This window comes from Halochromatium glycolicum (genome assembly GCF_016584085.1).
In the GTDB taxonomy this organism is placed as follows: domain Bacteria; phylum Pseudomonadota; class Gammaproteobacteria; order Chromatiales; family Chromatiaceae; genus Lamprobacter; species Lamprobacter glycolicus.
Genome location: NZ_NRSJ01000010.1, coordinates 39,474 through 52,268 on the forward strand (window position 1 = coordinate 39,474; position 12,795 = coordinate 52,268).

Annotated in this window: 11 protein-coding genes; 6 read left to right on the forward strand and 5 right to left on the reverse strand. The window is 60.8% G+C overall.

Annotated elements, in window-relative coordinates:
* Positions 1-142: 142 nt before the first annotated feature.
* On the reverse strand, positions 143-532 hold the full coding sequence (locus CKO40_RS07645) for a hypothetical protein (RefSeq protein WP_200345609.1): 390 nt from the start codon (positions 530-532) through the stop codon (positions 143-145).
* Between CKO40_RS07645 and CKO40_RS07650 the strand changes: the two genes are divergently transcribed.
* The 6 genes from CKO40_RS07650 to CKO40_RS07675 all read left to right on the forward strand — a co-directional run bounded on the left by CKO40_RS07650 (position 527) and on the right by CKO40_RS07675 (position 7,563).
* The gene (locus CKO40_RS07650) at positions 527-1,645 is read left to right on the forward strand and encodes an amidohydrolase family protein (RefSeq protein WP_200345610.1); all 1,119 of its coding nucleotides are present in this window, start codon (positions 527-529) and stop codon (positions 1,643-1,645) included. The genes CKO40_RS07645 and CKO40_RS07650 overlap by 6 nt on opposite strands.
* An 818-nt stretch (positions 1,646-2,463) precedes the next feature.
* On the forward strand, positions 2,464-3,141 hold the full coding sequence (locus tag CKO40_RS07655) for a hypothetical protein (RefSeq protein ID WP_200345612.1): 678 nt from the start codon (positions 2,464-2,466) through the stop codon (positions 3,139-3,141).
* Positions 3,142-3,210: 69 nt separating this feature from the next.
* On the forward strand, positions 3,211-4,272 hold the full coding sequence (locus CKO40_RS07660; protein ID WP_200345613.1) for an IS630 family transposase: 1,062 nt from the start codon (positions 3,211-3,213) through the stop codon (positions 4,270-4,272).
* Positions 4,273-4,675: 403 nt separating this feature from the next.
* The gene (locus CKO40_RS07665) at positions 4,676-5,422 is read left to right on the forward strand and encodes a hypothetical protein (protein WP_200345615.1); all 747 of its coding nucleotides are present in this window, start codon (positions 4,676-4,678) and stop codon (positions 5,420-5,422) included.
* A gap of 824 nt (positions 5,423-6,246) precedes the next feature.
* Entirely contained in the window at positions 6,247-6,930 is a 684-nt protein-coding gene (locus CKO40_RS07670) for a trehalase-like domain-containing protein (protein WP_200345616.1), read from the forward strand.
* A gap of 3 nt (positions 6,931-6,933) precedes the next feature.
* A complete protein-coding gene (locus CKO40_RS07675; RefSeq protein ID WP_276570794.1) occupies positions 6,934-7,563 on the forward strand; it encodes a glycoside hydrolase family 15 protein in 630 nt (209 codons plus the stop codon).
* 431 nt (positions 7,564-7,994) lie between these two features.
* Here CKO40_RS07675 and CKO40_RS07680 read toward each other — a convergent pair whose 3' ends face one another.
* The 4 genes from CKO40_RS07680 to hybA all read right to left on the reverse strand — a co-directional run bounded on the left by CKO40_RS07680 (position 7,995) and on the right by hybA (position 12,766).
* Complete coding sequence (locus CKO40_RS07680; protein WP_242476898.1) at positions 7,995-8,600, reverse strand: HyaD/HybD family hydrogenase maturation endopeptidase; 606 nt, start codon at positions 8,598-8,600, stop codon at positions 7,995-7,997.
* Between the two features lie 32 nt (positions 8,601-8,632).
* Complete coding sequence (locus CKO40_RS07685; RefSeq protein WP_200345618.1) at positions 8,633-10,336, reverse strand: nickel-dependent hydrogenase large subunit; 1,704 nt, start codon at positions 10,334-10,336, stop codon at positions 8,633-8,635.
* 70 nt (positions 10,337-10,406) lie between these two features.
* Positions 10,407-11,660, reverse strand: coding sequence for a Ni/Fe-hydrogenase cytochrome b subunit (gene hybB / locus CKO40_RS07690; RefSeq protein ID WP_200345620.1), 1,254 nt, complete (start codon positions 11,658-11,660; stop codon positions 10,407-10,409).
* On the reverse strand, positions 11,657-12,766 hold the full coding sequence (gene hybA / locus CKO40_RS07695) for a hydrogenase 2 operon protein HybA (protein ID WP_200345621.1): 1,110 nt from the start codon (positions 12,764-12,766) through the stop codon (positions 11,657-11,659). The genes hybB and hybA overlap by 4 nt, the downstream gene beginning before the upstream one ends.
* Positions 12,767-12,795 lie beyond the last annotated feature (29 nt).

Consider the following 12,795-nt stretch of genomic DNA (forward strand, 5'->3'; position numbering starts at 1 on the left):
CTTTAGCCTTGCCCAACCATTAGCGACGATCGCTAGGCATCCTCGCCGTGCCGCATCAACGGCCCCGGGCCGGCCTCAAGCGGAAGGTTGGCCCCAGAGCGATTATTCGCGCGCGGCTTGGCGCGAGCCGCCCGAAGCGCACCTACTCGACAACGCGCGCGATCACCTTGCCTCCGCAGGCGGCGAAGCACTCGCGGTAGCCCTGGTCGCACGCGAGCGTGCTGCTGTAAGGGCAAGGGCTCGGGCTGACGCAGTGCTTGGCGCCGCTCTCCTTGCAGGCGTTGTAGTTCTGCTGCATGACGCTGTAGTTGTTCTGGCACTGCTGATTCATGATCTGCTTCATCTGCCGGCAGTTGCTCGCCGCGTTTTGGCATTGGGAGGTGCAGACCCGACCTTCTGTCGACTCGGGCGGGATGTAGTCGTAGACGATCCGCGGCCCGCAGCCGACGAGCGCGATCAGCACCAGCATCAGGCTGCCGCGCGCGAACAGCCGACAACCCACATTCGCGAGCACAGGTTCCGGAACATGCATCAATCCGTTCTCCATGAGAGCTACCAGCAAGGGTCCAACGGGTCGAGCCGCCAGCACCGGCCCGCTTTGTGCGGCCGGCGCGCCGGACAATACCATCGACACCGGGTCGGGCGTCGCACTCGGCCGGCGGGACTCAGCTTACTCCGTTGGCGAATTGACGAGAAACAGCGCCGACTGGCGCTGCTGGTCGCGGCGCTGCTCAGCCTCGCCCCACTCGGGCTGAGCGCGGAGCAGAACGCGCAGGGCCAGCCCGCGGCGAAGGAGCCGATGCCGATCGCGGACGCGCATCTCCACTATAAGTGGAACCAGGCCGAGGTGACCTCGCCGCAAGAAGCGGCAGCGGCGTTGCGCGCGAACAAGGTCGAGCTGGCGGTCGTGACCGGGACGCCGGCCGAGCGGGCGCTCGAGCTCTACGAAGAGGCCCCTGAGATCGTGGTGCCGATCTTCGGCGCCTACCGTCGCGGCGGCGACTGGTTCGGCTGGCAGGCGCGCGATTCATTGGTCGACGAGGCGCGCGAAGCGCTCGAGAACGGCCCCTACCGCGGGATCGGCGAGCTGCATCTGATCGGGGGCTTCGCGATGCGCTGGAACCGCAGCGACGTGCTGCAGGCGCTGCTGAAACTGACGGCCGAGCACGATGTGCCGATGCTGATCCACACTGAGTTCTCGCGCGCTGAGCCGACGCTCTCGATCTGCAAGGACAATCCGGACAACCGGATCGTGCTCGCGCACGCAGGCGCCGCGCTCTCTCCGGCCGAGGTGCGCCGGGTGCTCGACGCCTGCCCGAACCTGTGGATGGACCTCTCCGCGCGCGACCCGTGGCGTTTCATCAGCTTTCCGATCAGCGATGACGACGGCCGTCTGCTACCGGAGTGGGAGGCGCTGGTGTTGGACTATCCGAGCCGCTTCGTCATCGGCTCCGACGCCGTCTGGCCAGTGGACCGACTCGACGCCTGGGATCGCGCCGACACCGGCTGGGAGCACATCGGGGATTTTCTGGATTTCCACCGCCGCTGGGCGTCGTTCCTGCCGGAGATGATTCGGCGCAAGGTGCTGCTTGAAAACGCCATAACACTATTCCGGCCGGAAACTGACAATGGGACAGGTCATTGAAGTCGGTCGGCCTTCGGTAACCCCTGACAGCTGAAGCGCCGGCATTGCTGGGCCAACAGCCAGACCCGCTCGACCCCTTTTTCTTCCGGTCCTGCCTTGCCGGAGACGGTGAGATCGATTCGAGCCCTTTGCGCTTTGCGCGTTCTCTAAGTCCCTGACTCAACGACGGGATTGATCGCCGCTTCGGCTTTGAGCAGCGCGCCATCCGAGGCACCGCGATCATCAGCGTGCTAGAAATCAGTCGGCCCCGCATCGACAGCTTGACAGCTCGCGGAAGGTTAGACTCGGGCGGTTCCGAGACCGTGATAGCGCAACTCTCTCAAAGTGTCAGAAAACTTTACACGATTGACGCGGATCAGGCGCTTAGCGTTAGAACAAAGTACGCGGTTCTTGCGATTATTCTTCCGGTCCTGTCTTCCCGGAGACGTTGAGGTCGATTCGAGCCCTTTACGCTTTGCGCGTTCTCTAAGTCCCTGACTCAACGACAGGATTGATCGCCGCGTCGGCTTTGAGCAGCGCGCCATCCGAGGCACCGCGATCATCAGCGTGCTAGAAATCCGTCGGCCCTGCATCGACAGCTTGGCAACTCGCAGGAGGACCAACTTGGGCCGCTCGAAGACCGTGATAGCGCAACTCTCTCAAAGTGTCAGAAAACTTTACACGATTGACGCGGATCAGGCGCTTAGCCTTGAAAAAAACCCCCCAAACAGACTCGTATGATTTTGGCATGTGAATTGTTAGCACGATACCGCCTGCATCCGAAGGCGCTCAACGGGTGGCGTTAGCATGTTAAACACACCACGGAGGATATATCATCCATGCTCCCTCAAATTCAGAAGCTACAGGTCCGTTTTGCAATCGTCTCAACGCTTTTGCTGCCAATTCTTGCGCAGGCAAGTGTTGTTGAAATCTCTGGGGATGTAGCAATCGTTTCTCCGCCGCCGTCTGTAGAGCAGGGAGAATTTGAAAGCAATACTCGAATTGCAGTGTTCCCTGAGCTACAGGGCGTTCTTCTCAACGCACCTCTCGACGTCGATGCGCTAAATCCCGGATCTTATGGACCTGGCGCTGATCTGAATAGCTTTCCCCCAGCCGCGATTCCCGAGGGAACGCTTGTTTCTAGTTACTATCTGCATGCAGATCAAATTGGTTCAAGCGGATCAACATCCGTCTTTGGAACGGTCAGGTTTGACACAGATATCTTGGGTATCGCGTTTACCAAAGAAAGGCTTAGCAGTACTAGAGTCATACTAGGCTTGCCCACAACTACATATGACAACAGTCAAACTGCCGTGAACGGTACAGACCAGATCGTCATTAGTAATGATCTCCGCACAGTTACATTCGATGTGAACCAAGGTCCTGGCGCAGATAGTATGCGCGTCATAACACAAGTTGTTCCTTTGCCACCTGCACTCTGGCTTTTTATTTCTGGAGTTGCCGGTCTCGCTTCTATCGGGATGACAAGGAGCAATAAGAAGAAGCGGAACCATTGAACTATAGTTAACAGCAATTTGGTCTATAATTAAGAGGGTAAGCTCAGAACTGACTCGGAGGTGATGAAGATGACCCGCAGTCGTCGCATCGAGATTCCGAACAAAACGTTGTTGCGCCGGTATTTAGAAGAAGAAAAGGACCCCACCGTGCGCCTGCGCCTGACCGTGCTGAACCTGATCGCCGAGCTGCCACGCTCGCTCTCATTGGCGCAGATCTGCGTGATGGTCGATGTGCCCGAGCCGACCGCCTATGTGTGGGTGCGTGCCTGGCGTGATCGCGAGCATCCGACCGAGAGCGGTGGCGAGCCAGGCCGACCGCCCGCGCTCGATGACGACGACTTGAACGCCCTGAAGGCCCTGCTCGAAGACCGCCCGTTCTGGCAGACCCGCGAGGTGCGCACCCTGATCCGCGAGCACTTTGGTGTGACCCTCTCCGAGAGCCAGGTCAGCCGCATCTTGCGCGACAAGCTCGGGATGCACTTCGGCAAGCCGTATCCTTACGATGCCAAACGCCCCAGCGACGCCGAGGCGCAGCTCGAGCAGCGCTTGATCGACGCCTATGAGCGCCTGCGGGCGCAGGGGCTCAGCGATACAGAGATCGCCCTCGGCTTCCTCGACGAGGCCAGCCCCCAACTGACGGCCAACACCGCCCGGGTCTGGCACTTCGGTCATGGCGAGATCACCAAGAACACCGCGCGCCTGAAAGCCAACGCCATCGGCTTCTACGCCCTCATCGGCACGTCCTTGCAGGACTTCCTGCCGCGGTCCAACCAGACGGCGATCGCCGCGTTCTTCGACGCCATCAAGGCCGCCAATGCCGACTACCAGGCCATCATCGCGATCCTCGACCACTTCAGCAGCCATCACGCCGCCGAAGTCAAGCAGGCGGCCAAAGAACACGCCATCGAGCTGGTCTTCCTGCCACCCTACGCACCGGACCTCAACCCGATCGAATTCATCTGGAAGAGCGTCAAGCGGGTCATCTCGGTGAACTTCATCGGCTCGCTCGACGAACTGAAACACCACATCCGCGTGACCTTCAACGAAGCCAGCCAGTATTGCTCCTATGCGCGGTCCTGGATCGAGCGTTTCGTGCCGCATGTCTTAGACTATAAAGAATTTTGCGGATGACCATACAATCCAATTCGTTGACACAGGTACCCCTATAGGGTACTTTCACCCCTGAGCAGGTCAATATAAAACTACCTGCTAATCCGTCGACTGAGCACCGGATTGTGCCGTTGTATTCGCTCGAATCAAACCACAAGCCCTAGTGTTCTTCATCAACAGAGACGCCTACTGGTAGCCGATTACACTCGAAAAACAATACCTCATTGATTTGGCAACCGGACACCGTTGTCCCCTGTGTTCACGCCCATCCCGGACGTATACCAGCAAATCAAGCGGGTTCAAAAAGCGTGCGTCTGGCACAAAGTGTGACTAAACGCTAGGAGTAGCGCTCTCTTTGGTCGTCTTAACTCATATGTCAGGCAGCGACAAAGCTGTGAAATTTGCTTTTTTAAGGAGATAATCAATGAAAACCCTTGAATTGGTTTGCACCTTTTTCACTCTCAGCTTCTTAACATTGGCACAATCTGTTGAAGCCGCGTTCATTACTGACACTCTTGAAGACATCGGCCCCGACGGTGCTGCAGTAGAGGTCCGTTCGATAGGTGGTATAAGTGTATTCATAAATCCCTCGGATGGATTAGTGATGGAGGGAAGAACGTATTTCGATTCCACCCCGCAAGCGTTCGCAGGTCCGGCACACAACGCAACCCCTAACGTACCTCTTCATCCAGGCAATGTGTCGGGTACAAGGTTCATTTCGACTGCAAACTCCTCAAATTCACCAATAAGGCCCATTGATTGGGTCGAACCCATCGTCTTTGACTTCTCTAGCCCAGTTTTCGGGTTCGGGATAACAACGCTAGATTTGCTCGAAAATGGAGTTCTTGCTACGGACTTTGTGACGTTTGAAGCACGGGATATTAATGGCTCGCTCGTTAGCACACACACCCGAGTAGGACAGCAAGGCAAAAGTGGTTTGGACTTGGATTGGCTTGTGTCCTCCAATCAAGCGAACATCTCGCAAGTTACTATGTTAACGTCGGACATGTCTGGTTGGGGCGGATATGGTCTAGACGATATGATTCTCGATGTAAGCCCGTCTGTAGTACCCCTCCCAGCAACCGTTTGGTTTTTCTTTTCTGGTCTCGGCGCGTTGTTGTTTGCAGGTTCTCGCGTACAAGTAGCTAATCGGCTAAAGGCGGATGTTTAGCGCGCCCACCGCGTGGCGGGAGGCAGTCACCCGCCATCAGCTCCCAGAGAACGTCGCGAGCGGATGTCCCGCACGACGCTCTTCGAGGGCTGAACGATTCATAGCACAGCGAGAGCTTGCAAGGCCGCGTAAGGGCAATGTAGCGTCGGTCGCTGTAACGGGAACCGCTCCTTGATCCGGTGGACGACCTCCCAAGTGACCTGTCCCTTGCGGCTGCGACTACAGAGCATCTTGTGCCAGTAGCCTTCCACTAACCGATGCACGCCCCCCTGGGTCAGGCTATGCCGTAGTAGGCGTCGTGCGTACGCAGGACTCGGTTGAGGTTGATCGCCTGTTCCCAAACGGGTAGGTGGTGCATCTGTCGCATCAGCTCGCTGAGCTCGGCCATGCTGCGCTTTAGCTGAGTCTTCTCGGTGCGCAGCCCGACCTTGAAGTGGCGCTTGCGGCTACGTGTTCCGTCCCGGTCCCCCCGGGTCAGGGTAGACGTCGCCGATCGCGTTGGAAGGTCGCCCCACGGCCTCACAGCGGACGGAGCCGACGGAAAAGCGGCGCATCTTGCCCCGCCCCCCTCGATAGCTCGCCGCGTACCCACCTAAGCCGAGCAATCAGGGACTCGCTCCTGCCCCGCGCAGATGCTGGACGAGCGGCAACGACGAGCAAAGGCTGAGCTTGGCGGGCCCTTAGCAACATGGCGCCCCCGCACAACGGCGACACACACCGGGCGGCGAACGGCAGCATTCACCTGCCGCCGCGTGAGAAACTGACGCCCCGCGCGGTAGGATTGGCCGCAAGACGAGCACTCGACCAAGACGATGGAGGCCTGCATGGCACCGCCCATCGAAGACTATGCCCTGATCGGCAATACCCGATCCGCCGCGTTGGTGGGCCGAGACGGTTCCATCGACTGGCTTTGCCTGCCGCGGTTCGACTCCCCCGCCTGCCTGTGCAGCCTGCTCGACGGGCCCGATCAGGGTCGCTGGCTGCTCGCGCCCACCGGCGAGGCACGGCGGACCAGGCGCCGCTATCGAGCCGGGACCCTGGTACTGGACACCGAGATCGAGACTGCAACCGGGCGGGTGCTGATCACCGACTGCATGCCGCAATGGCAAGGACGGTCGGATGTCGTTCGGGTCGTCAAGGGCCTGCAAGGCTCGGTGCCGATGGAGATGAAGCTGACCATCCGCTTCGACTACGGCACCGTCATCCCATGGGTGCAATCCAACGACGGCGGCATCATCGCCACGGCCGGACCTGATTCCCTGGAGCTGCGCACACAGCTCCCGCTGAAGGGAGAGGGCTACCAGACCTTCTGTGGCTTCGAGGTCGGCGCCGGACAGGTCGCCTCATTCGTGCTGACCCACTTTCCGTCCGAGCAATGTCCGCCGCTCCCGATCGATCCGTTGGCTGCCTGCGACATGACCGAAGGCTGGTGGCGTGACTGGAGCCGGCGTTCGACCTACCGTGGTGACTATGCGAAAGCGGTCGAGCGTTCGCTGGTCGCCCTCTAGGCGCTGACGTATTCGCCGACCGGCGGCATCATTGCCGCGCCGACGATGGGTCTGCCCGAGAGTTGGGCGGGGGGGCGCAACTTTGGTTTCCGCTATTGCTGGCTCCGGGATGCGACCTTAACGCTCTACGCTTTTCTGATCTCGGGCTATATGGACGAGGTGCGCCGATGGCGAGAGTGGCCGCTGCGGGTCGCCGCAGGTCGGCCCCAGGATCTGCAGATCCTGTACAGCCTCGCTGAAGAGCGCCGCCTCAGCGAGAACGCGTTGGACTGGCTGCCCGGTTATCAAGGCATCGGGCCGGTGCTGATCGGTAATGCCGCGCACTCCCAGCACCAGCTCGACGTCTATGGCGAAATCTTTGACGCCCTGCACCTGGCCCGCCGGGCCGGGATCGAGCCCGAAGCGCAGGTCTGGTCGCTGCAACGAGAGCTGTTGGACTTCCTTGAGTCCAAGTGGACGGAGCCAGACGACGGCATCTGGGAGATGCGTGGTCCACGCCGACAGTTCACCCACTCAAAGGTAATGGCCTGGGTCGCTTTTGACCGCGCCGTCAACACAGATCCGCGACCAGATCCAAAACGAGATTGGCGTCGAGGTACTGTTGGAGCTTGGCAGTCACATGGGCCTCAGTGAACGCGTGTGGCCAGCCGGTGGGTCGCATCGGAACGAAACTCCCGTCGATAAGCTCGCCAGGCGTGTCACCGACGACCGCGGCCAGCTCCTCGATCGTCAGCAGCGGCTCCGTTTGCGATTCGTCACGAGCTGCGGTGGGCATAGGCGACGCGATGGCAGCAGCAACAGGATAGACCTGCGGGACCCCCGCCCGACCGGGCTCGGTCCGGCATCGAATGCGATACACCTTCACCTCAGCCCACTGCATGTCAGCCTGTCGTTGGATCAACAGAAGACGCCGGCTGAGCAAGCCGTGCTACCGCCATTCGAATTGTGGGAGCGGCCGACTTCCGCGATACGGCGCGGAGGTGGTCAGGGCAGACGTCGCCGATCGCGTTGCAAGGCCGCCCCCACGTCCTCAATCGGTTCCCAGATGATCCCTCGATCTGGCCTCAGCTCAACTTGCTCTCGCCGCCCGCGCGTTCGCCGCCGGTCTTGCCGCACGGCCGCGCTGCGATCCCCCAGTCAGCGAGAACGCTCATGACCGTCTCGACGATCTCCGGCATGACCTCGTGCAGAGGTTCCGACAAGGCCAGTTCCATCTCCAGCCGCCCCGGCACGATGCCGATCAGGACGATCTCGGGCGGCGCATAATCGAGCAGCTCGGCGAGCGCCAGCAGGTCAGCGATGCCGAGATGGTGCAGCGACACCTTCTCGGTCAATGCGGACCGGATCTCGCCATCGCGAATCACCCGAATCGTCCCGGGCGGCGCATCCGACGCCAATGCATCGATCAACAGCAGCCGCCGCTGATCCTTGAGCAGCGGCAGCAGATCCAGCCCAGAAGTCCCGCCATCGACCAGCTCCACCCGCGGTTCGAACGCGTACTCCGCCTCCAGCTGCCGCATCGCGTGCACGCCAACGCCCTCATCGCCCATGATTAGGTTGCCAAGCCCGATCAGCATCGCGCTCGCGGGCTCAGCCTTACTCGACAGACCAGCAGGGCCGAACCGCGCCCTGCCCGGCACCGCCGCCGACAACAACTCGGAATCGCTCATCGCCTCGCCTCCCCTGCCCGCTCCGGCCGAGCTCAAGCCGTGCTCACCTTCACCACCGTCTGCCGCTCGTTGTCGTGCAGATGGACCGCGCAGGCCAGGCAGGGATCGAACGAATGGACAGTGCGCAAGACCTCCAGCGGCCGATCCTCTTCGAGCACCGGGTTGTCGATCAACGACGCCTCGTAAGGCCCGCGCGCATCATCCTGATTCCGCGGTCCGGCGTTCCAGGTCGAGGGCACCACCGCCTGGTAGTTCTTGATCTTGCCATCCTCGATCACGATCCAGTGCGACAGGATGCCGCGCGGCGCCTCGTGGAAGCCGAAGCCCATCTGCTCGCCCTTCTGGAACACCGGCTTGTTGAAGCTCGTGAAATCACCGGACGCGATATTCGTCACCAGCGCGTCGTAGTTCTCCTGCATCATGTCGTACAGCACCTGGGTCCGTACACAACGCGCCGCATGCCGGCCGAGCGTCGAATGCAGCACCGACAGCGGCACCTCTGATCCGGTCAATGCACCGATCCGATCCATTGCGATCTTCAGGTACTTCTTGGTCGGCTCATGCCCGGCCGCAACGCCGGCGAGCACGTTCGCCAACGGCCCAACCTGCGCCGGCTGATCCAAGAAGGTCGGTGCCTTCACCCAAGAGTAGGCCCCCTCCTCGTTGAAATCGGTGTAATCCGGCTCGGTCTCTTCCTCATACGGCGAGCGCGTCCAATCACCCTGATACCAACTGTGCTTGATGCTCTCCTTGACGTTCTGCTCGAAATAGGGATCACCGAAATGGCTGATCTGATGGAACTGTGACAGATCGGCGTTCGGGATATAGCCGCCCGGCATCCCGAACTCGGTCCCCTTCCCGTCGCGCGGGAAATCCGGCGCCGATAGATAGTTCGTCACGCCTTGACCATAGGGCAGCCAATCGGCATAGAGCGCTGCGATCGCGGTCACATCGGGTAGATAGACCTCACGTACGAAGGCGCCGATCTCGTCCATCAGCGTCTTCACATAGGACAGCCGTTCCATATTCAGCGCCGACTGATCATCCGGGTTGATCGCATTGGCAACACCGCCGACCGCGAGGTTCTGCACATGCGGCGTCTTGGCGCCGAGCACGGCCGTGATCTGATTCGAGCGCCGCTGATATTCGAGCGCTTCTAGATAATGCGCCGTCGCCATCAGATTGGCCTCGGGCGGCAAGATCATCGCCTGGTGGCCCCAATAGCCGTGGGAGAAGATGCCGAGCTGGCCACTGTTGATGAACTTCTTGATCCGCTCCTGCACATTGGCGAAGTGCTGAGCGTTATTGTTCGGCCAATTCGAGATCGACTGCGCCAGCTTCTCGGTCGCCTTGGGATCGGCCTTCAGCGCCGCGGGCACATCGACCCAGTCCAGTGCCGACAGATGATAGAAATGGACGACATGATCATGGATGCCATGCGAGGCCATGATCAGATTGCGGATCAATTGCGCATTCAACGGGATCTCCAGATCCAGCGCGTTCTCGACCGCCCGCAACGAGACGATCGCATGCACGGTGGTACAGACGCCGCAGATGCGTTGGGTGTAGAGCCAGGCGTCACGCGGATCGCGCCCGCGCAGGATGGTCTCGATACCGCGCCACATCTGGCCGCTGGACCAGGCGTCGACGACCTTGCCGTCCTGGATGTCGCAATCGATGCGCAGATGGCCCTCGATGCGGGTCACCGGGTCGACGGTTATACGGTTCGTGCTCACTGTCTCGAATCTCCAGCCGGTTGGCGGCGCGGGCGCTCAGACCACCCCTCACCGCCGAATCATGTGTCGGTCAAGCGGATGTCGCAGCCGTCGGGCGATAGCTTGCTGAATCTTGTGTGCTAGACGGCGCCCCTTCGAGCCAACGAGCTGTGTCTAGACCTGACCCTGCCCTGCGATCTGAGCCCCCTCCTTCTGGAGCGGCCATCATCACCGGTGTCATCTTCACGAAGAACAGGTAGGCCATGATCTCGAAGGCGACGATGCCGATGGTGATCATCATCTCGCCGACGGCCGGGAAGTAATGCCAGCCCGGACCAGGATCGAACGCAATGATGAAGGCGTTGAAGCGATACAGCCCGCCCCCGAACAGCACCGCCAACGAGGTCCAGAACAGCACCGTTGGCCGTACCCGCTTCTGTGGGTCACGCAACAACCGGATCGCATAGAGGAAGAGCGCAACCTCGATGGCGAACAGGATCGGCTCGGGCCCAGCTTGCAACAGCATTGCGAATTCGCCGCTGCGCGCGATATCAGCCGCGCGGATGAACAGATAGGCGATCAACAGCCATGGAATCAGCGCGCTGACCTTGGCTAAAAGCGGCGTTTCGAGCGGTCGGTTCAGGTTGACCGATGCATACAGCGACTCGAAGACCACGATCGCATAGCCCATCGTAATCGCGGTCAACAGGAACAACAGCGGGATGACGTTGCTCTGCCAGAGTGGATGGACCTTGTCACCGGCGATGATCAGCAATGAGCCGAGCGATGACTGGTGCATGGTCGGCAGCAGGATGCCGAGGCCGATCGCCAGGAACAGGAAATGCCGCAGATTGCGCAGCCAACGCTTCGCCTGCATCGCCTCGAGGATGGCCGGGGAGAACTCGATCCAGAGCACGAGGGTGTAGAGGGTCACGCAAAGCGCAACCTCGAGCATCACCGAGTTCAGATTCATGTACTGAGGCAGGAAGACATTATAGAGCTGCCACCAGCGACCGACATCGACGATGATCGAGGCGCCAGCCAGCGTATAACCGAATACACTGGTCAGCAGCGCCGCACGGACCATCGGATGGAATTGGCCACGATTGAACACGTAGACCAGCAAGGCCATCGCATAGCCACCACAGGCGATCGCAGTCCCGGTGACGACGTCATAGGTGATCCAGATCCCCCAAGGGAAGCCGTCACTCAGGTTGGCTACGGCGCCAATCCCGAAGATGAAGCGTTTGACGATAAAATAGGCGCCAATCAACAACAGGACGCCGAGGAAATAGAAGTGCGGGGTCAAAAGACGCCCGCCGATCGGACGGAAGCGCTCACTCATGACCGGCTGCCCTCCTTCGTTTCCGAAGCCGACTTCGGGTTGGTCGTCACGGGCGCATCAATGCCGGCACCCTCGCCCAGCCCGTCGTCCGCCCGCTCGCGCTCGTCCCTGGTATTGCGATAGGCCGCATAGACCAGTCCGCCGAGCAACAGCGTCGGCGCCACCATGCCGCCATAGAGGGTATGCTGGATGGTCTCCGAGAGCCGCGCGCTCGACTCGTTATCCAGCGTCGGCAAGCCCAACTTCTCGAACGGCACATCGGCCATCAGCATGTACTGGGTGCCGCCGGTCTCGGTCTCGCCGTAGATGTGCGGCCTATAGTCGGCGACGGTCCCGACCTTGGTATCGGCGCTGTCGAGCGCATGGATCGGATACTCGAGGCGGGAGCCAGGCTCGGCCGCGAGCCGCCGATGTCCCTCGGCGCGCAGGTCCTCGACCCGGCCGAACAGGCTTGCCCCAGTCGGGCAGGCCTCACAGCAGGCCGGGATACCGCCCTCGGCGATGCGATCGGTGCACAGTTGGCACTTGACGATCTGCGGGAAGGTCTTCTCGTACTCGAACTTCGGGATATTGAACGGGCACGCGATCTGGCAGTAGCGGCACCCGATACAGGCGTCCGGGTTGTACTGCACGATCCCGGTCTGCGGGTCCTTGGTCATCGCGCTTACCGGGCAGGCCGAGACGCAGTTCGGATCGACACAATGCATGCAGGCGCGCTTGACGAAGCTCAGCTCATCGCTCGCCGCTGCCGACTCGGCCAGCACCGCGTCCGCGCGACTCGCCTCGACGGTCTTGAGGCCCGGATAGGCCTTGATCTTGTTCATCGTGCGACTGTCGAGGTCATCGCCACCGTCCCAGGCCCCCCGAACCCCATAGACCTGATCGAGCGCCGGGTTCTCGACCGGCGGCAGATCATTGTGCGCCTTGCAAGCGACCTCACAGGCCTTGCAGCCGATACATTGGGTGGCATCGTAAAGGATGCCGACGGCACCCGGGGCCAGCGCCTTCGCTGGCCGTGCAGCAACCGGACCCGCAATGGAGCCGGCTCCGAGACTGGCGGCGCCAGCCGCCAAACCTTTCAGAAAATGGCGACGATCGATACTCATTGCCCTGACCTCCGATCAAACTTCAACCG